Origin of the sequence: Bacillus paramobilis (genome assembly GCF_038096195.1) — a bacterium.
Taxonomy (GTDB): Bacteria; Bacillota; Bacilli; order Bacillales; family Bacillaceae_G; genus Bacillus_A; species Bacillus_A mobilis.
This window is the reverse complement of record NZ_CP151108.1, coordinates 975336-994554: the sequence shown is the minus strand read 5'-3', so window position 1 is coordinate 994554 and position 19219 is coordinate 975336. Positions and strand designations below refer to the sequence as shown.

The following is a 19219-nucleotide window of genomic DNA, read 5'->3' as shown; positions in this document are numbered from 1 at the left end:
GAAAAGAGACTCACCAATATAGTGAGTCCCTAAAAAACATTTTATTTCTCAAGATCTGCTAGACGTTGGCGAACTGCTTCACGTTTTTCTAGGTAGTCTTGCTCTTTCGCACGCTCTCCGTCAATAACTGCTGCAGGAGCTTTCGCTACGAAACCTTGGTTTGAAAGTTTCTTCTGTACACGTTCTACTTCTTTGTCGAACTTCTCAAATTCTTTCTCAAGACGTGCTCTCTCTTCATCAAGATTGATAAGATCAGCTAACGGTAAGAATAACTCTGCACCTGATACGATTGCAGTCATTGCTTTTTCTGGCGCTTGTAAATCCGTTTGAATTATTAATTCGCTTGGGTTACAGAAACGCTCAATGTAAGAGCTGTTTTTTGTAAGTTGAGCAAGTATAGCCTCATCTTTTGCTTTAATTTGCATTTGAACTTTTTTGCTCATTGGCGTATTAACTTCCGCACGGATGTTACGAACAGAGCGAATGATATCAACTAGAAGGTGCATTTCTGCCGCAGCTTCTGTATCTTGTAAATCTTCGCGAACTGTTGGCCATGCTGCTACTGTAATAGATTCACCTTCATGTGGTAAATGTTGCCAAATCTTCTCTGTTACGAATGGCATGAATGGGTGTAATAGACGCATTGTTTGGTCTAATACGTAAGCTAAAATAGAACGAGTTGTTTTCTTAGCTGCTTCATCTTCACCGTATAGTGGAAGTTTCGCCATTTCAATGTACCAGTCACAGAAATCATCCCAAATGAAGTTGTATAATGAACGACCAGCTTCACCGAACTCATATTTATCCATGTTACGCGTTACGCTTTCGATTGTTTCGTTTAAGCGAGTTAAAATCCACTTATCCGCAACTGATTTTTCACCAGTTAAATCGATTTCTTCATACTTCATATCATCCATGTTCATTAATACGAAACGTGATGCGTTCCAAATTTTATTAATGAAGTTCCAAGTAGACTCTACTTTCTCCATACTGAAACGTAGATCTTGACCTGGTGCGCTTCCTGTTGATAAGAAATAGCGCATTGCATCTGCACCGTACTTCTCGATAACATCCATTGGATCAATACCGTTACCAAGAGATTTACTCATTTTACGTCCTTGCTCATCACGAACTAAACCGTGAATTAATACATCTTTAAATGGACGCTCGCCTGTAAACTCTAAACCTTGGAAAATCATACGAGATACCCAGAAGAAGATGATGTCATAACCCGTTACTAGTGCATCTGTTGAATAGTAACGTTTGAAGTCTGCTGCATCTTCATTTGGCCAACCAAGTGTTGAGAATGGCCATAACGCTGAACTGAACCATGTATCAAGTACGTCGTTATCTTGATTCCAGTTTTCAATATCTGCTGGCGCTTCTGTACCTACGTATACTTCACCAGTTTCTTTATGGTACCAAGCTGGAATACGGTGTCCCCACCATAATTGACGAGAAATACACCAGTCGTGAATGTTTTCCATCCAGCGTAAATATGTGTTTTCGAAACGCTCTGGTACGAACGTTACTTTCTCTTCTTCTTTTTGTTGAAGCTCTACTGCCTTCTCAGCAAGTGGAGCCATTTTTACGAACCATTGTGTTGATAAGTAAGGCTCAACAACTGCACCACTACGCTCACTATGACCTACTGAATGCATATGAGGCTCGATTTCTACTAATACGCCCGCTTCTTGTAAGTCTTTTACTAACGCTTTACGACATTCGAAACGATCCATGCCGTTATACTTACCAGCCTTTTCATTCATCGATCCATCTTCGTTCATTACTAAGATACGTGGTAAGTCATGACGGTTACCTACTTCAAAGTCATTCGGGTCATGAGCTGGTGTAATTTTTACAACGCCTGTTCCGAAATCTTTTTCTACGTACTCATCAGCAATAATCGGAATCTCACGGCCTACGATTGGAAGTGTAACTGTTTTTCCGATTAAATGCTTGTAACGATCGTCTTCTGGATGAACGGCTACTGCTGTATCACCAAGCATCGTTTCTGGACGAGTTGTTGCAAGACGAATATGACCAGAACCATCTGTTAATGGGTAGTTCATATGGTAGAATGCACCTTGAACTTCTTTATGAATTACTTCAATATCAGAAAGGGCTGTACGTGTTGCTGGGTCCCAGTTGATAATATATTCACCGCGGTAAATTAAGCCTTTTTCATATAATTGAACGAATACTTTATTAACTGCATCAGATAAACCTTCGTCTAATGTGAAACGTTCGCGAGAATAGTCTAGTCCTAAACCAACTTTCCCCCATTGTTGACGAATGTGAGACGCGTATTCTTCTTTCCACTCCCAAGCTTTTTCAAGGAACTTCTCACGGCCAAGATCGTAACGTGAAATACCTTCTTCACGAAGTTTCCCTTCTACTTTCGCTTGTGTTGCGATACCCGCATGGTCCATTCCTGGAAGCCATAATACATCGTATCCTTGCATACGCTTCGTACGAGTTAAAATATCTTGAAGAGTTGTATCCCAAGCATGACCTAAGTGTAACTTACCAGTTACGTTCGGAGGTGGAATTACAATTGTATACGGTTGTTTCTTCTCGTCTCCTGTTGCTTCAAAATATTTGCCTTCTAACCACCACTGATAAAGGCCTTCTTCAACGGACATATGATCATATTTAGTTGGTAAATTCTTTTCCGTGTTTGACATTATTTTCCCTCCTTAAAATAAAAAATGCCCCTCATCCAAAAAAGGACGAGGGACATCGCGGTACCACCTTTATTTACAAACAAATTCAGAATTTGCTTATACTCTTAATTTGATAACGGACAAATCCGTCTTTTCCTAATGAGAACTATTCCGTTCAGAAAAGATGCTCCAGGGCTACCTTCTAACATAACTATCTAGAGAATCTCCCAGCTAATGATTCTCCTCTCTGAAGACGTTTCTTGTTATACTCTTCCCCTTCAAGGCATTTATATGATTGTTAATTATTATATACAATAGTGTAAAAAACGAAACCCTATTCGTCAAGATAAATTTAAGACTACGAATTTTTTAACGCACAAAAAAGATAAGTAGAGGATGCTACTTATCTTTTTATCCGTTCCCTTGCTGGGCAGCTTGTAATTGCGAAAGGAAATATTCTATATTGCTAACGAGCCAATGCGATTGTTGTAAGCTCTTTACTCCGAGGAGTTCATTTTCCTCATTACGACTCTCTCTTCTTTTCTTATAAGACTGGATTTGCCGAATAAATTGCGATGGATACGTCATATACGCAAACATGAGTAGTTGCTCTTCTTTCGTAAAAGGGAAATTTTTTTGGTACATTTGATACCATTCAAACCGATCACTTCGCGCAATTGGATACGTGTTTAAAGACCGAGAATAAAACCCTACTATATCTTGCACAGGTGTTGCAAACTTCGATTTTTCTAAACTAATAAAATAGCCATTCCGTTCATAATCAAATAAAAAGTGATTAAGTGATACGTTACCATGCACAAAAGTAATGCGTGTTTTTTCTTTTTCTTTCATCGCATCGTTCCACTCATTTAATTGCTTCGTTGCAAACTCACGCGCCCTCATGACATGATGATAGTACGTACAATATTGCAATTCAAACGGAGACATATACCACTTCGCTTCAGATTCTACAAGAAACTCTTCTAACATCTCACCATCATTTTCCCAACGATCGGATATATTTGTATAATGTTTCTCTAAATCTTCTTCTGTATACGTTTCTTCTTTTACCGTTTTTTGATGCAACGCTCCGAGAGTCTGGAACATTTTATGGTATTGATCATTATCCTCACCGTTCCCTTCCGCACGTTCTAACCAAGGCATTAAATAATAATTATACGTACCATCACTTAAAATATAATTTCCATCCGTCGCATGGTATATAGGTACATAATTTGAAAAACCTTTCTCTTTCAAATATTGAATATGGTGCAGAAAGTTATTCCGCTCTAACTTTCTGCCTTCTATTTTCTTGAGCGCATATGGACCTTGATTCGTGTAAATTTTCGTTACGCTTCCGTGCTCTTCCATATGCTGCGTATCCAATCTATATTGCCTTACAATGGGTTCATAGCGATTTCGTAATTCCATATCCATACGAATAACCCTTTCTATTCAAAACATAGCCTTTAGGAAAATAAGTGAGTGAAAAACACTCACTTATTTCGCTTTTGCCCTTGAAACGGGAATATAAATAATTTGCCCTGCTGTTAAATATATATCTTCTGTTTGATTGACACGATATAAGTTTTGTACAGACGTTTCATAACGATCTGCAACAGATTCGATCGTATCTCCTTCTTGCACGAAATACATTCTTAACTTTGTAAATTCTTCTTCCGGTTCTTTCGTAAATAATTTCGTTAAATATAGCGCATTTTCATCTCGCTGTGAATACGCTTCTTCTTCTTGCTCTTCTTGCTTTTTCTTTTTATCTTTCTCTTTCTTAAAATCTTTTCGTCCGAACAATTCAAATTGCGGCGTTGTTTCTTTCTCTTCTTCACGCTCTACAAATTCATGTTCTTCTATTTCCTCTTCCTCTACTTCCTGCTCTTTTCTTTCTTCTAGTTGGAACGGTTCAAATGCGTAATCTTCCCACTCATCTGATTCCTTATAAGCTGGTTCTTCTACTTGTGGCGTCGGTCTAGTTTCATACTCTTGCGCTGCATCATCTTCTAACTCAGCATACGCCGTTTCTTCCTCTTCATCCTCAATTCTTTCTTCATCACATAAACCAGTTATAGATATATCCGCTAATAATTGTAAGCAACCATTTTCCTTTAATTCATAATCAAATTCCTCGATAGATACATATAGTTCTTCAATTACTTTCACACGGTTTCTCGGAATTGATATTTCAAGCGGAAAGGAATGAACAAGTTCATTAACCCCATCTTCTCTTGTTTCCACATAATCAATTGACTTCGCCGGTGATAGATCTCTTAATGAATAAGCCGAATCATCTTGCCTTGCAACATACTCTCCCGTTAAATCTAATTGCCCTCTCACGATAACTTCATGATCAAGCTCTTCTATCTCAACGTCTGGATCTAACGAAATTGACAAAAGTTCTTCGACTTCCTGTCCTTTTTGGAACCAAACAGATTCTTTTAATGAAAAACGTAATGAATGATCTGTTACCACTTCTTTTCCCCCTCCCAAACTATATGTCATTACAGATTTATGTACGGAAAGCTGACTTTATGAATAAAAAAAATCGCCCCCCTTATGGAGAGCGATTTTCTTTATTCGATTAAGCTTTTAATTTTGACATGGCAATCTCAGCCGCTGCAATTGTCGCTTCAATATCTGCATCACTATGTGCTGTCGATAAGAATAAGCCTTCAAATTGAGATGGTGGCAAGAACACACCTTGCTCTACCATTTCACGATAGTAAGCTGCAAAGAATTCTAAGTTTGAAGATTTTGCTGCATCGTAATTAATAACTTGTTCATCTGTAAAGAAGATACCAATCATAGAACCCGCACGGTTAATATGATGCGGAATGCCATGTTTTTCAGCCGCTTTTCGTAAGCCAGCTTCTAACATTTCAGCTTTACGCTCGAATTCTACATATGATTCTGGCGTTAACTGTACTAACGTTTCATAACCTGCTGCCATTGCAAGTGGGTTACCTGATAAAGTACCTGCTTGGTAAATCGGCCCGCTCGGTGCAACTTGTCGCATAATTTCTGCTTTACCACCGTATGCTCCTACTGGTAAGCCACCACCGATTACTTTACCTAAACAAGTTAAATCAGGTGTTACACCGTAATAACCTTGTCCACAATTATAAGCAACTCGGAATCCTGTCATGACTTCATCAAAAATAAGCAATGCACCGTTTTGCTCCGTTACTTCACGAAGACCTTCTAAAAATCCTGGTTGCGGAGGAACAACACCCATATTCCCTGCTACTGGTTCTACAATTATACAAGCAATATCATCACCGAATTGTTCGAAAGCGTATTTCACACTTTCCAAATCGTTATAGGCTACTGTAATCGTATTTTTCGCTACACCTTCTGGTACACCAGGGCTATCTGGTAAACCTAGCGTCGCCACACCAGAACCCGCTTTAATTAATAACGAATCACCATGACCGTGGTAACAACCGATGAATTTCAAAATTTTGTTACGACCTGTATAACCACGAGCTAAACGTAGCGCACTCATTGTCGCTTCTGTTCCTGAGTTAACCATACGTACAATCTCAATTGATGGTACGCGCTCAATAACAAGTTTCGCTAATTCATTCTCAATTTCCGTTGGAGCACCGAAGCTTGTCCCTCTTTCAGCAACAGATTTTAAAGCTTCCACAACACGATCATTCGCATGACCATGAATTAAAGGACCCCATGATAATACGTAATCGATGTATTCATTTCCATCGATATCATATACTTTAGAGCCTTTTCCACGCTCCATAAACAACGGATTCATACCAACAGACTTAAAGGCACGAACTGGGCTATTTACGCCTCCAGGCATTAAATCTTGCGCCTCTTCAAACGCCGCAATCGACTTATCAAACTTTTTCATTATTTAGCGCCTCCTTCTTGTAACCATCTTGCTGCATCTTTCGCATGATACGTAATAATTAAATCTGCTCCTGCACGTTTCATGCTAATTAATTTTTCAAGTACAACTTCTTTTTCATTAATCCAGCCATTTTGCGCTGCCGCTTTAATCATTGAATATTCACCGCTTACGTTATAAGCAACAACTGGTAAATTAAAGTTATTTTTCACATCACGAACAATATCTAAGTAAGAAAGAGCTGGCTTTACAATTAAGAAATCTGCCCCTTCCATTACATCTGATTCTGCTTCACGGAATGCTTCCATACGGTTCGCTGGGTCCATTTGATATGTTTTACGATCACCAAATTGTGGTGCACCGTGCGCCGCATCACGGAATGGCCCGTAAAATGCTGATGAATATTTCACAGCGTATGACATAACTGGTACATGCCCAAAACCATTTTCATCTAATGCGTGGCGAATTGCTGTTACAAATCCGTCCATCATGTTTGATGGCGCAATAATGTCCGCTCCCGCTTTCGCTTGGCTGACAGCTGTTTTCGCAAGAACCGCAAGAGACTCGTCATTTAAAATAATACCATCTTCAATTACACCGCAATGACCATGGCTTGTGAATTGACATAAACATGTATCCGCAACTACTACTAGCTCAGGGAATTCACCTTTAATTTGTTGAATTGCACGTTGCACAATTCCATGATCACAATATGCTGATGATCCAACTTCATCTTTTTCAGCAGGTAAACCAAATACAATAACAGAACGAATACCTAAATCAACAACCTCTTGCATTTCAGCTTGCAATAAATCTAAAGACATTTGATATACGCCTGGCATAGAAGGCACTTCATTACGAACGTTTTCTCCTTCTAATACAAAAATAGGGTAAATAAAATCTTCCGTATGTAAAAACGTTTCACGCACAAGCGCACGCATATTACCACTTTGTCTTAAGCGACGATGACGATTAAATTGTAAAGAGTTCATAAATTTCTATCCCCATTCTTTTATTTTATCCCGCTATTTGCGGGCAGTAAGACCCTACTAATTAAAGTTTCACTTTATAGATTCACAAATACATTGTAGCAATGCTTCTACAGTGTACTCTTTCGGCATAATAATATGCGGAAAATAAAGGCTCGCCTCTTTTTCCGTAATAGGCCCTATACAAGCAATTGTACATTTTTTTGTCCATTCTCTCCAGTTTGTACCCTCAAGTAAACGAACAAAACTAGTAACAGTTGAAGGGCTCGTAAATGTAATAATGTCTACTTTCCCTACTTCTAACGCTTCTATCAACTCTTGTTTTTTCTCTGCATTTTCTTTCGTACCATATACGATTAGCTCATCTAGAGAAACACCAATTTCGCGAAGTGCAACTGGAATTACATCTCTTGCTAAATTCCCTTTCGGAAATAAAATGCATTCGTTTCCACTTAGTCTTTTTACAAACTCTTCTGCAAATACTTCTGCAACAAATGAAGTTGGAACAAATTCCACTTCATAGCCCCGTTTTTCTAACTCTAACCTTGTCTTCACGCCTACTGCAGCAATTTTAGTCGTTACGGGAAGCTTCTTTCTCAAACGATCTAGAAAAAAAGTTACCCCATTTTTACTCGTAAAAATAACCCAGTCATACGAATGTAGTTGCCCTGCTATATGTTGAATCTGTCTATCAGACATACCTTCCATACGCAAAAGCGGAATTTCCAATGGAATTCCGCTCTTTTCTTTCACCACTACACTCATTTGTTTTGCTTGATGCTGGGCACGTGTAATCAATACCGTTTTGCCAGCGAGAGCGTTCATATTTATTGTTGCCCCTTATTTGCAGCAAGAATGAGTTCTTTTGCGCCTTGTTTAATTAAACGGTCCGCAGCCTCTAATCCTACTTCTTCTGAATTAGTTCCTACTACTGTCTCTTTCAATAAAACAGAACCGTCCATAGAACCGACAAGAGCTGTTAATTCGATTGCATCATTTTCTGTAAGGGTTGCATATCCAGCGATCGGAACTTGGCATCCACCTTCAAGTTTATGAAGAAATACTCGTTCTGCTGCCACTGTTCTTTCTGTTACTGCATCATTCATATGCGCTAACAGCTGTAGTAAATCCTTATCGTCTTCACGGCACTCAATCGCTAATGCACCTTGTCCTACAGCAGGTACACATAACGTCTCATCTAAATGCTCTGTAATAACTTCATCATCCCAGCCCATTCTTTGTAATCCAGCTGTCGCTAAAATGATTGCATCGTAATCTTCTTCTTGTAATTTGCGTAAACGTGTATCGATATTTCCGCGAATCCATTTCACTTGTAAATCTGGTCTAGCAGCTAATAATTGTGCACTGCGTCTTAAACTACTCGTACCTAAAATAGCGCCTTCTGCTAAATCTTTAAACGATGCTCCGCTTTTTGAGATAAAAGCATCACGAGGGTCAACACGCTTCGGTGTACAACCAATCATTAATCCTTCTGGAAGTACGGCCGGCATATCTTTCATACTATGTACAGCCATATCAATTTCTTTCGTAAGTAACGCATGTTCAATCTCTTTCACAAACAAGCCTTTTCCGCCTACTTTTGAAAGAGTAACATCTAAAATAACATCACCTTTTGTGACAATTTCTTTCACTTCAAATTCATATGGTAAACCTAGCGCTTTTAACTGATCAATAAACCAGTTTGTTTGCGTTAATGCTAATTTACTCTTTCGTGACCCTACAATAATTTTGCGCATAATTCTCTCTCCTCATTATAAATACCAAAAGTGGAAGTTGGATAAACTGCTTAATAGAAAAATATTAATTAGCATTACGAGAAATGCTCCGATGTTCCACTGTACGATTTTCTTCCCTTGCAACACATCTGCCACTCGTAAATATAGACCAGCACAATATACAAATAGAACGACAAAAGATCCGATCACTTTCGTATCATACCAATGGAAATTGTCCAATTTCGTATATCCCCATATGCAACCTAATAAAATAGCTAGTAAGAAAAATGGAACAGAAAATAAATTTAATCCGTAAGACATCGATTCTAGCTTCGGTAAATTCCCTAACCTTCTTAATCTCGCATTCCATTTTTTCTTTTTTAATAGGCGATATTGTAATAAATACATGATAGAAAAAATGAACGATACAGTGAATGTTGCATAAGAAATAATAGCCATACCGACGTGTACATATACAAGTTCCGAAACTAATTGCTCCGCGAGTACCGGCGACATCTTTCCGAGCGGTGTAAAAATAGAAAAAGCGCTTACGCCAAATGCGACAACATTTGTAAAAAAGACTAGAAAGTCGATTCTCATAAATCGATTAATGACTAACGACATTGTAATCAATAGCCAAACATAAAAATAAATCCCTGATAATAAAGTTAATATAGGGTTCGTTTCTGAATCTGTAGCCCGAAGTAACATGAAGATAGACTGCAGAACCCACACAATCGAAAGTAACCAAAAAGCAAATCGGTTCGCCTTTCGGTTACTTTGAAAATAATCTATAAAATATAAACTAATGCTACAAGCATATAAAATAATTGCAATATGATAAATAATACTGTTATTTAAAAAACTCATCCGATCATCCTTCCAAATTATAAAGATGGAACGGATGGTGTCCACGCTCTTTTATGTTCTACTTCTTCCGCACTACTCTCTACGTCTTCCATTTCTAAATCGAAAATCTTTGCAAATAACGCTAATTTTTCGTCTGCTCCCTCTTCAGCAGCTATTTCTTTTGCTACTAAAATTGGGTCTTTTAATAATTGATTAATAATACTTTTCGTATGCTTACTAATTACTTTTCTCTCACGATCACTAAGATTCGGTATTTTACGTTCCAAACTATCCATCGTTTCACTTTGGATAGCAAGTGCCTTATCACGAAGAGCTGCTATTAACGGTACAACACCAAGTGTACTTAACCACGTTTTAAATAAAACAATTTCCTCTTCAATCATAAATTGAATTTTCTCTGCTTCTTTCAAACGCTCCGTACGATTTGCTTCCACTACTCCTTGCAAATCATCAATGTCATATAAGAAAGAACCTTCTAGCTCATCAATCGCTGGATCAATATCACGTGGCACTGCAATATCCACCATAAATAAAGGACGACCAGAGCGCATTTTCTCTACCTTTGTCATCATCTCTTTCGTAATGACATACTCCGATGCACCAGTTGAACTAATTAAAATATCTGCTTCTAGTAGTGCACATTGTAGTTCACTTAAAGGCTTTGCATGTCCCATATATTTCTCAGCCATTACTTCCGCTTTCGTCAGCGTCCTATTCATAACTGTTACTTTACGAGCACCGCTTCCATATAAATTTTGCAGTGCCAGTTCACCCATTTTGCCCGCACCAAGAATAAGTACGTGACAATCTGTTAGCTCGCCGAATATTTTCTTCCCAAGCTCGACAGCAGCATAACTAACCGACATCGCACTTTCACCAATCGTCGTTTCTGAGTGCGCACGTTTCGCTAACGTAACCACTTGCTTAAACAATTCATTAAAAATTGTGCCTGTCGCTTTTACTTGTTGCGCTTCTAAAAAGCTATCTTTTATTTGGCCTAAAATCTGTGTTTCTCCGACTACCATAGAATCTAAACCGCACGTCACGCGGAATAAATGATCTATTGCACCATCTTGTTCAAAAATAGTTAAATATGGTGCAACTTCTTCTATTTCAAGCTGAAACCAATCAGCTAAAAACTTCTTAATATAATACCGTCCCGTGTGTAATTGATCGACAACAGCGTAAATCTCAGTGCGATTACAAGTTGATACAATGACATTCTCTAACACGCTCTTTTGATTTTGTAATGTAGTCATTGCTTGCTCTAGCTCTGCTGCTTGAAATGTGAGTTTCTCACGAAATTCTACAGGGGCTGTTCGATAATTTACACTAACAACAAGAATATGCACGCAGCATGTCCCCCTTCACCCGTTTTATCACTTTATCTACTATCATAATACAACTTTCCTCTTATGAATCTGACAATCGTGTGAACAACCGATTATTTTTATTTATTCTCCGTATGTAATAAAGGAGATTCAGTAAAACTAATAAAGACTTCCTACTTTATAATGATTATAAATTAATAACTCTATTTGTACGTTACCAAAAAAAGCACTCATAATCAAGTGATGGAAACTATTCCATATGAATTATAACATCATCTTTCCTATCTTCTTTCATCATGAAGAAAAATATGTATGATTGTTCCAAATTGTAGCACAAACTTTCTCAATACAATGTATTTGACATTGTATTTATTTTTCGTTATATTGATTTTACAAAATTAAATTGTGCACAACTTAATCAGAAGGGAGTTATGTATGACAGAGAATTCTTTACATCTAGATAACCAGCTTTGTTTTTCTATTTACGCCTGTTCTAAAGAAGTTACCCGCTTTTATCGACCATATTTAGAAGAGATGGGTATTACGTATCCACAGTACATTACTTTACTCGTACTATGGGAGCAAGATGGATTAACAGTAAAAGAAATTGGAGAACGTCTATTTTTAGATTCCGGTACGTTAACACCTATGTTGAAACGAATGGAATCATTACAACTTGTAAAACGCGTTCGTTCCAAAGAAGATGAGCGCAAAGTTTGTATTGAATTAACAGAACAAGGTAAAGATTTAAAAGAAAAGGCTTGTTCATTGCCGACAACAATGGCAACAAATTTAGGAATTACAGAACAAGAATATCGTTCTTTATTAATTCAATTAAATAAACTAATTGAAACAATGAAAACAATAAATGATAGAAAAGGGGAATAAACATGGATAAATTATATACTGCTTCAGTAACTGCTACAGGTGGAAGAAACGGAAAAGTAATTTCAGATGATGGCATATTAAATCTTGATGTAAAAATGCCGAAAGCACTAGGTGGTGCAGGCGGAGAGGCAACAAATCCAGAACAACTATTTGCTGCTGGTTATGCCGCTTGTTTTGATAGTGCATTACAACTTGTCATTCGTACGAAACGTGTGAAAGTAGAAAGTACAGAAGTAACTGCTCACGTTTCTATCGGAAAAGATACAGATGGTGGTTTCGGCCTATCTGCTGTACTTGATGTACACGTTGCTGGCGTTTCTCATGCCGAAGCACAAGAACTTGTAGAAGCTGCTCACGGTGTATGTCCTTATTCGAAAGCAACAAGAGGTAATATTGAGGTTACATTAAACGTAAGATAAAAAAATTTAGTAAATAAAACAAAAAACGCGCGACATTCGTCACGCGTTTTTTGTTTTTGTCATTCTATGAATTGCCTTCCACGCTTCTTCTTTTCCAAGTCCTGTTTCAGAAGAGAATAGAACAATTTCATCGCCAATTTCAACAGCAAGCGTTTCTTTTACAACTTTTAAATGCTTTTGCCATTTCCCTTTCGGAATTTTATCGGCTTTCGTCGCAATAATAATTGTTGGGATTTCATAATGCTTTAAGAAATCATACATCATCACGTCATCGTTTGTTGGTTGGTGACGTAAATCAACTACTAATACAGCTGCGTCTAATTGCTCACGCGTTGTAAAGTATGTTTCAATCATCTTGCCCCATGCTGCGCGCTCTGATTTAGATACTTTCGCATATCCATAACCTGGAACGTCAACAAAATGCATCATCTCATTGATTAAGAAAAAGTTCAGCGTTTGCGTTTTTCCTGGTTTAGAAGAAATACGTACTAACTTTTTACGATTTAAAATTTTATTAATAAAGGAAGACTTCCCGACATTTGAACGACCTGCTAATGCAATTTCTGGTAAATCACTGTCTGGATATTGTTCTGGTTTAACAGCACTAATTACAATATCTGCTTTTGTTACTTTCATTGTTTCACTCCTACTAATGCGTGCTCCAATACTTCATCTAAATGAGATGCAAGCACAAACGTAAGGTTTTCTTTTACGCTTTCTGGAATATCATCTAAATCTTTCTCGTTTTCTGCTGGCAAAATAATTTTTGTTAAGCCTGCGCGGTGAGCACTTAATGTTTTTTCTTTTAAACCACCAATTGGTAATACACGACCACGAAGTGTAATTTCACCTGTCATCCCCACTTCTTTACTTACAGGAATACCTGTTAGTGCAGAAATAAGTGCCGTTGCCATCGTAATACCTGCTGACGGTCCATCTTTTGGAACTGCTCCTTCTGGAACATGAATATGAATATCATTCTTCTCATGGAAATTCGGATCAATCTGAAGCTCTTCTGCACGAGAACGAATATAGCTAAACGCTGCTTGTGCGGATTCTTTCATAACATCCCCAAGTTTCCCAGTTAAAATTAATTTCCCTTTACCTGGCGCTACAGATACTTCAATCGCAAGTGTATCGCCGCCTGCTGCTGTATACGCTAACCCTGTCGCCATACCAACTTGGTCTGTTTTTTCAGCTTGCCCATAACGGAATATGTGCTTACCAAGTAAATCAACAATGTTTTTCTCTGTTACTACAATACGCTTGCGTTCTGCTGTAACGATAATTTTTGCTGCTTTACGACAAACTTTTGCAATTTGACGCTCTAGTGTACGAACACCAGCCTCACGTGTATAATAACGAATAATTTCAAGAAGCGCTTCATCACGTACTTGTAAATTACCTTTTCGTAAACCATGCTCTTTTAATTGTTTTGGCAATAAATGTTCACGGGCAATGTGCACTTTTTCAAGTTCTGTATAGCCAGCAATCGAAATAATTTCCATACGGTCAAGTAACGGACCTGGAATACTTGAAAGTGTATTCGCAGTTGCTACAAACATAACTTTCGATAGATCATATGGTTCTTCAATGTAATGATCACTGAAGTTATGGTTTTGTTCTGGGTCTAACACTTCAAGTAATGCTGCTGATGGATCTCCACGGAAATCGTTAGACATTTTATCAATCTCATCTAATAAAAAGACTGGATTAACTGTTTTCGCCTTTTTCATACCTTGAATAATACGTCCTGGCATCGCTCCAACGTACGTACGACGGTGACCACGGATTTCAGATTCATCACGTACACCACCAAGGGATACACGGACAAAATTACGATTTAATGATGTTGCAATCGAACGCGCTAACGAAGTTTTCCCGACCCCAGGAGGTCCTACTAAGCAAAGGATAGGTCCTTTTAATGAATTCGTTAACTTCTGTACAGCTAAATATTCGAGTACGCGCTCTTTCACTTTCTCAAGACCGTAATGATCTTTGTTCAAAATTTCTTCAGAATGAGCAAGATCAATCATATCTTCTGTTGCTTCTGTCCACGGAAGTGCTAATAACCAATCCATATAATTACGAATAACACCGCTCTCCGCAGAACTTGCTGGTAACTTTTCATAACGATCTAATTCTTTCAGTGCAGCCTTCATTGTTTCTTCAGGCATTCCCGATTGTTCAATTTTCTCACGAAGTTCTTCAACTTCCCCGCCCTTACCTTCTTTGTCGCCAAGTTCAGTTTGAATCGCCTTCATTTGCTCACGTAAGAAATATTCTTTTTGCGTGCGCTCCATTGAACGTTTCACTTTTTGTCCAATTTTCTTTTCTAAACTAAGTAACTCTTGTTCATCTTGAATAATTGAAATAAGTGTATGTAATCGTTCCTTCACAGATACAATCTCTAAGATTTCTTGTTTCTGCTTCGTTTTAATCGGCAAGTGAGAAGCAATTAAATCAGCTAATCTTCCTGGCTCTTCTACATCAGCTACCGTTGCAAATGTTTCATTTGAAACTTTTTTCGAAACTTTAATATATTGTTCGAAATGCTCCAGTAATGTACGCATAAGAGCTTTCTCTTCTAAATCATCTTCCACTTCTTCCGTTACCGTTTTGATAGAAACTTGCACTACATTTTCTTCTTCGATAAACTCTACTACTTCAGCTCTATGTAAACCTTCTACAAGGACACGAAGCGTACCGTTCGGCAATTTTAACATTTGCTTCACTTTCGCTACTGTACCTACACTATATATGTCATCTTCTTTCGGATCATCGATATTCATTTCTTTTTGCATCGCTAAAAAGATGATATTTTCATCCATTGCCGCCTGCTCTAGTGCTTGTATCGATTTATCACGTCCTACATCAAGATGCAGAACCATCGTTGGATATACGAGAACGCCTCTTAATGGTAGGAGGGGTACGATTCTTTCATTCGTATTCATACTAGACATAGCACCTCCATAATAAATTAAACTCCTGTTCAACTATTTTATATTACAATACATCTAGATGCAATTGCAGAGATTTTCCGCAATTGTAAATCCCTCGTTTTTCTCCCTTATAAAAAGGAAAAAAGACTCCGCTTAAGCATACAAACTTAAACGAAGTCTGGCAAATTTTATTATCGTTCATTCTCACATTGATTGTGCATCTGTTTCGTCCACAGCAGTATGTATATCCAGCTCTCGATGCATATTTTCCTGCATAAATGTTAGCTCAAATACTTCTTTTAACTTACGAACAGGAATGATTTCAATTCCTTTTATTGTGTACAAAAACGGTTGCATGTTTTCAGCAGGAATGATGACTTTCTTCGCACCTGCTTTTTTCGCAGCTTTTATTTTTGCGTACACACCACCAATAGGTTTCACTTCACCGTGTATACTTATTTCACCGGTCATCGCTACTTCATTATTCACATACGTACGATGCACTGCTGAATATACACCCGTTGCCATAGCAATACCTGCGGAAGGCCCATCAATTGGGATACCACCTGGAAAATTAATATGTATATCGTACCCTTCTGGCAACACATCTAGAGAACGAAGTACCGTTAATACATTATCTACAGAACCTTTCGCCATACTTTTACGGCGAATGGATTTCGTTTGACTACCAATACTTTCCTCTTCAACAATTCCGGTAACATTTACCGATCCTTTATCTTTCGCTTTGATTGCTGTTACTTCAATTTCTAATAACGCGCCTGTATTTGGTCCATATACAGCCAGTCCATTTACAAGGCCGATTCTCGGAATAGGATAAATACGTTTTTCATATTTCGGTGTAAGTTGACTAGAGTGAACAACCCACTCTATATCTTCATCTTTAATGAAAGAACGTTCTTCATTTATTGCCATACCAGCAGAAATTTGTACAAGGTTAATCGCTTCTCGTCCATTTCTTGCATACATCCCGATCATTTCAATACCGTTCTCACCTATTTGCATTTCCACTTTATCAGCTGCATTCTTCGCTACTTTTTGAATTTCTTCTGTATCTAACTCACGGAAAAATACTTCTAAGCAGCGGGACCGAATAGCAGGTGGAATCTCCTCTGGCGAACGCGTCGTCGCTCCAACTAAGCGAAAATCGGCTGGCAAACCTTTTTGAAAAATGTCATGTATATATGTTGGAATCATCGTATTCTCTTCACTATAGTATGCACTTTCCAAAAACACTTTCCGATCTTCTAACACCTTTAACATTTTGTTCATTTGAATCGGATGTAGTTCACCAATCTCATCAATAAACAAAATACCACCATGTGCATCTGTTACCGCACCTTTTTTCGGTTGCGGAATACCCGCTTGCCCCATTGCACCAGCACCTTGATAAATCGGATCATGTACCGAACCGATTAAAGGGTCTGCAATACCACGTTCATCAAACCTTGCTGTTGTCGCATCAAGTTCGATAAATGTTGCATTCGTGCGAAATGGAGATTTTGGATTTCGTTTCGCTTCCTCTAAAACAAGACGTGCTGCCGCTGTCTTTCCAACACCTGGTGGACCATATATAATCACATGTTGCGGGTTCGGGCCACAAAGAGCCGCTTTTAACGACTTAATCCCGTCCTCTTGCCCTACAATATCTAAAAAGGATGTAGGACGCACCTTTTCCGCAAGCGGCTCTGTTAAAGAAATCTCGCGCATTTTACGAAGCTGCTCTAATTCTTTTTTCGATTCTCGATCAATTGAAACTTTTTGTGTTCGCTGATTTCGAAGTAAATGCCAAAAGTACAATCCGACAATTACACCAAAAACAAGTTGAACAAGTAAAAATATATTTGTCCAGCTCATCATTTATTTCCTCCCGCAATGTTTTATCTCTTAGTATTTCCGCGGAGGAACATAGCTAAACATAAAGAAAAACAGCAATTATAAAAATTGCTGTTTCTTCTTCGCACTATGCAGATGTTTTTGTATCAAGTACAGTACCGTCTTGTAGCACCAATTTCGGCGGTTCATTATCAGCTACTGTTTCTTTCGTAAGAATACACTTCTCAATATCTTTGCGAGATGGCAGTTCGAACATTACATCAAGCATCAAGCCTTCAATAATAGAACGAAGTCCACGAGCACCTGTTTTACGTTCAATTGCTTTTTTCGCAATTTCAATTAGTGCACCTTCTTCAAACTCTAACTCAACATCGTCAAGCTCCAATAGTTTTTGGAATTGCTTAACAAGTGCATTTTTCGGTTTCGTTAAAATATCAACAAGTGCATCTTCATCAAGCGGCTCTAAGTTCGCAATAACTGGAAGACGACCGATAAACTCTGGAATTAAACCAAATCTTAAAAGGTCCTCTGGTAATACGTGAGATAAAACATGCTTCTCATTTACATCAGCATTTTTCTTCTCAGCACCAAATCCAATTACTTTTTCACCAAGACGACGTTTAATAATTGGCTCGATGCCATCAAACGCTCCACCACAGATGAATAAGATATTCGTTGTATCAATTTGAATAAACTCTTGGTGCGGATGCTTACGACCACCTTGAGGCGGAACGCTTGCTACAGTACCTTCTAAAATTTTCAGAAGTGCCTGCTGCACACCTTCACCAGATACATCACGTGTAATTGATGGATTTTCGGACTTACGTGCCACTTTATCAATCTCATCAATATAAATGATTCCTTTTTCCGCTTTCTCTACATCATAATCAGCTGCTTGGATTAATTTTAGTAAGATATTTTCTACATCTTCCCCAACGTATCCAGCTTCTGTTAAAGATGTTGCGTCCGCGATCGCAAATGGAACATTTAAAATACGCGCTAATGTTTGTGCCAGTAATGTTTTACCACTACCTGTTGGCCCAATAAGTGAAATATTACTCTTCGCTAATTCTACATCATCAATTTTGCTGTTAGAATTAATGCGTTTGTAATGGTTATATACCGCTACCGCTAGTGCTTTTTTCGCGTTATCTTGTCCGATGACATACTCATCTAAGATTTCACGAATTTCTACCGGTTTCGGTACATCTTTGAATTCTACTTCTTCGTCCTTCGCAAGCTCCTCTTGTACAATTTCAGTACAAAGTTCGATACACTCGTCACAAATGTAAACACCTGGACCTGCAACTAACTTTCGAACTTGCGTTTGTGTTTTACCACAGAAAGAACATTTTAATTGACCTTTTTCATCATTAAATTTAAACATATTTTCACACCCCTTACAAAGTGCTAACCTCTTGCCTTCGTATGTACACGATAAATGTATCGTATGTAAATACATATTATGTCACTACGTGGCGAGAAATACAAATAATATGACTAGTTATGTACAAATAAAAAAATTTTAAAACTTTTGAAATATGTATATTCGACTTGTAAAGGAAGTTTTCCTTCTTCATCGAAAAGTTTTATAAATATATTTCTATATTTATAAAACAAGGCACGATTAAAATCGTGCCTTGT

The 19219-nt window shown here is 38.0% G+C and carries 15 protein-coding genes and 1 other annotated feature; of the genes, 2 read left to right on the top strand and 13 right to left on the bottom strand.

What is annotated here, in order from left to right; translation table 11 throughout:
• Nucleotides 1-41: 41 nt before the first annotated feature.
• From AABL52_RS05175 to hemA, 9 genes are all read right to left on the bottom strand, one after another.
• The gene (locus tag AABL52_RS05175) at nt 42-2687 is read right to left on the bottom strand and encodes a valine--tRNA ligase (RefSeq protein WP_336181924.1); all 2646 of its coding nucleotides are present in this window, start codon (nt 2685-2687) and stop codon (nt 42-44) included.
• A gap of 38 nt (nt 2688-2725) precedes the next feature.
• Nucleotides 2726-2957: a binding site (T-box leader), on the bottom strand.
• A gap of 120 nt (nt 2958-3077) precedes the next feature.
• Nucleotides 3078-4103, bottom strand: coding sequence for a spore coat protein YsxE (ysxE, locus tag AABL52_RS05170; protein ID WP_000366996.1), 1026 nt, complete (start codon nt 4101-4103; stop codon nt 3078-3080).
• Nucleotides 4104-4166: 63 nt separating this feature from the next.
• Entirely contained in the window at nt 4167-5150 is a 984-nt protein-coding gene (gene spoVID, locus AABL52_RS05165) for a stage VI sporulation protein D (RefSeq protein WP_341519010.1), read from the bottom strand.
• Between the two features lie 109 nt (nt 5151-5259).
• Entirely contained in the window at nt 5260-6549 is a 1290-nt protein-coding gene (gene hemL, locus AABL52_RS05160; protein ID WP_000712933.1) for a glutamate-1-semialdehyde 2,1-aminomutase, read from the bottom strand.
• Nucleotides 6549-7538: a porphobilinogen synthase gene (hemB, locus tag AABL52_RS05155; protein ID WP_001087079.1), complete on the bottom strand. Its 990-nt coding sequence runs from the start codon at nt 7536-7538 to the stop codon at nt 6549-6551. The genes hemL and hemB overlap by 1 nt, the downstream gene beginning before the upstream one ends.
• A gap of 69 nt (nt 7539-7607) precedes the next feature.
• Nucleotides 7608-8360, bottom strand: a complete 753-nt coding sequence (gene hemD, locus AABL52_RS05150; RefSeq protein ID WP_000992366.1) for a uroporphyrinogen-III synthase — start codon at nt 8358-8360, stop codon at nt 7608-7610.
• Nucleotides 8361-8362: 2 nt separating this feature from the next.
• The gene (hemC, locus tag AABL52_RS05145) at nt 8363-9292 is read right to left on the bottom strand and encodes a hydroxymethylbilane synthase (RefSeq protein ID WP_097844036.1); all 930 of its coding nucleotides are present in this window, start codon (nt 9290-9292) and stop codon (nt 8363-8365) included.
• Between the two features lie 15 nt (nt 9293-9307).
• Nucleotides 9308-10141 (bottom strand): cytochrome c biogenesis protein, encoded by an 834-nt coding sequence (locus AABL52_RS05140; protein ID WP_000008998.1) that lies wholly within the window; start codon nt 10139-10141, stop codon nt 9308-9310.
• Between the two features lie 17 nt (nt 10142-10158).
• Nucleotides 10159-11493, bottom strand: coding sequence for a glutamyl-tRNA reductase (gene hemA / locus AABL52_RS05135; RefSeq protein ID WP_000547848.1), 1335 nt, complete (start codon nt 11491-11493; stop codon nt 10159-10161).
• Between the two features lie 414 nt (nt 11494-11907).
• On the opposite strand from hemA, the gene AABL52_RS05130 reads away from it, so the two are divergent.
• The gene (locus AABL52_RS05130; protein ID WP_000138544.1) at nt 11908-12360 is read left to right on the top strand and encodes a MarR family winged helix-turn-helix transcriptional regulator; all 453 of its coding nucleotides are present in this window, start codon (nt 11908-11910) and stop codon (nt 12358-12360) included.
• 2 nt (nt 12361-12362) lie between these two features.
• Nucleotides 12363-12779 (top strand): organic hydroperoxide resistance protein, encoded by a 417-nt coding sequence (locus tag AABL52_RS05125; RefSeq protein ID WP_002160351.1) that lies wholly within the window; start codon nt 12363-12365, stop codon nt 12777-12779.
• 39 nt (nt 12780-12818) lie between these two features.
• Here AABL52_RS05125 and ysxC read toward each other — a convergent pair whose 3' ends face one another.
• The 4 genes from ysxC to clpX form a co-directional block, all read right to left on the bottom strand.
• Nucleotides 12819-13415 carry a ribosome biogenesis GTP-binding protein YsxC gene (ysxC, locus tag AABL52_RS05120; protein WP_000869115.1) on the bottom strand — a complete coding sequence of 199 codons (597 nt, stop codon included), beginning with the start codon at nt 13413-13415 and terminating at the stop codon, nt 12819-12821.
• Nucleotides 13412-15742, bottom strand: coding sequence for an endopeptidase La (gene lon, locus AABL52_RS05115; protein ID WP_000097311.1), 2331 nt, complete (start codon nt 15740-15742; stop codon nt 13412-13414). The genes ysxC and lon overlap by 4 nt, the downstream gene beginning before the upstream one ends.
• A 183-nt stretch (nt 15743-15925) precedes the next feature.
• Nucleotides 15926-17596: an ATP-dependent protease LonB gene (gene lonB, locus AABL52_RS05110; RefSeq protein ID WP_033656407.1), complete on the bottom strand. Its 1671-nt coding sequence runs from the start codon at nt 17594-17596 to the stop codon at nt 15926-15928.
• 106 nt (nt 17597-17702) lie between these two features.
• Nucleotides 17703-18962, bottom strand: a complete 1260-nt coding sequence (clpX, locus tag AABL52_RS05105) for an ATP-dependent protease ATP-binding subunit ClpX (RefSeq protein ID WP_000472283.1) — start codon at nt 18960-18962, stop codon at nt 17703-17705.
• Nucleotides 18963-19219 lie beyond the last annotated feature (257 nt).

Excerpts from the sequence above, each read along its gene's own strand:
- AABL52_RS05175 (WP_336181924.1), bottom strand. The coding sequence starts at position 2,687 with ATGTCAAACACGGAAAAGAATTTACCAACTAAATATGATCATATGTCC.
- ysxE (WP_000366996.1), bottom strand. The coding sequence starts at position 4,103 with ATGGATATGGAATTACGAAATCGCTATGAACCCATTGTAAGGCAATAT.
- hemL (WP_000712933.1), bottom strand. The coding sequence starts at position 6,549 with ATGAAAAAGTTTGATAAGTCGATTGCGGCGTTTGAAGAGGCGCAAGAT.
- hemB (WP_001087079.1), bottom strand. The coding sequence starts at position 7,538 with ATGAACTCTTTACAATTTAATCGTCATCGTCGCTTAAGACAAAGTGGT.
- hemD (WP_000992366.1), bottom strand. The coding sequence starts at position 8,360 with ATGAACGCTCTCGCTGGCAAAACGGTATTGATTACACGTGCCCAGCAT.
- hemC (WP_097844036.1), bottom strand. The coding sequence starts at position 9,292 with ATGCGCAAAATTATTGTAGGGTCACGAAAGAGTAAATTAGCATTAACG.
- AABL52_RS05140 (WP_000008998.1), bottom strand. The coding sequence starts at position 10,141 with ATGAGTTTTTTAAATAACAGTATTATTTATCATATTGCAATTATTTTA.
- AABL52_RS05130 (WP_000138544.1), top strand. The coding sequence starts at position 11,908 with ATGACAGAGAATTCTTTACATCTAGATAACCAGCTTTGTTTTTCTATT.
- AABL52_RS05125 (WP_002160351.1), top strand. The coding sequence starts at position 12,363 with ATGGATAAATTATATACTGCTTCAGTAACTGCTACAGGTGGAAGAAAC.
- ysxC (WP_000869115.1), bottom strand. The coding sequence starts at position 13,415 with ATGAAAGTAACAAAAGCAGATATTGTAATTAGTGCTGTTAAACCAGAA.
- lon (WP_000097311.1), bottom strand. The coding sequence starts at position 15,742 with ATGTCTAGTATGAATACGAATGAAAGAATCGTACCCCTCCTACCATTA.
- lonB (WP_033656407.1), bottom strand. The coding sequence starts at position 17,596 with ATGAGCTGGACAAATATATTTTTACTTGTTCAACTTGTTTTTGGTGTA.
- clpX (WP_000472283.1), bottom strand. The coding sequence starts at position 18,962 with ATGTTTAAATTTAATGATGAAAAAGGTCAATTAAAATGTTCTTTCTGT.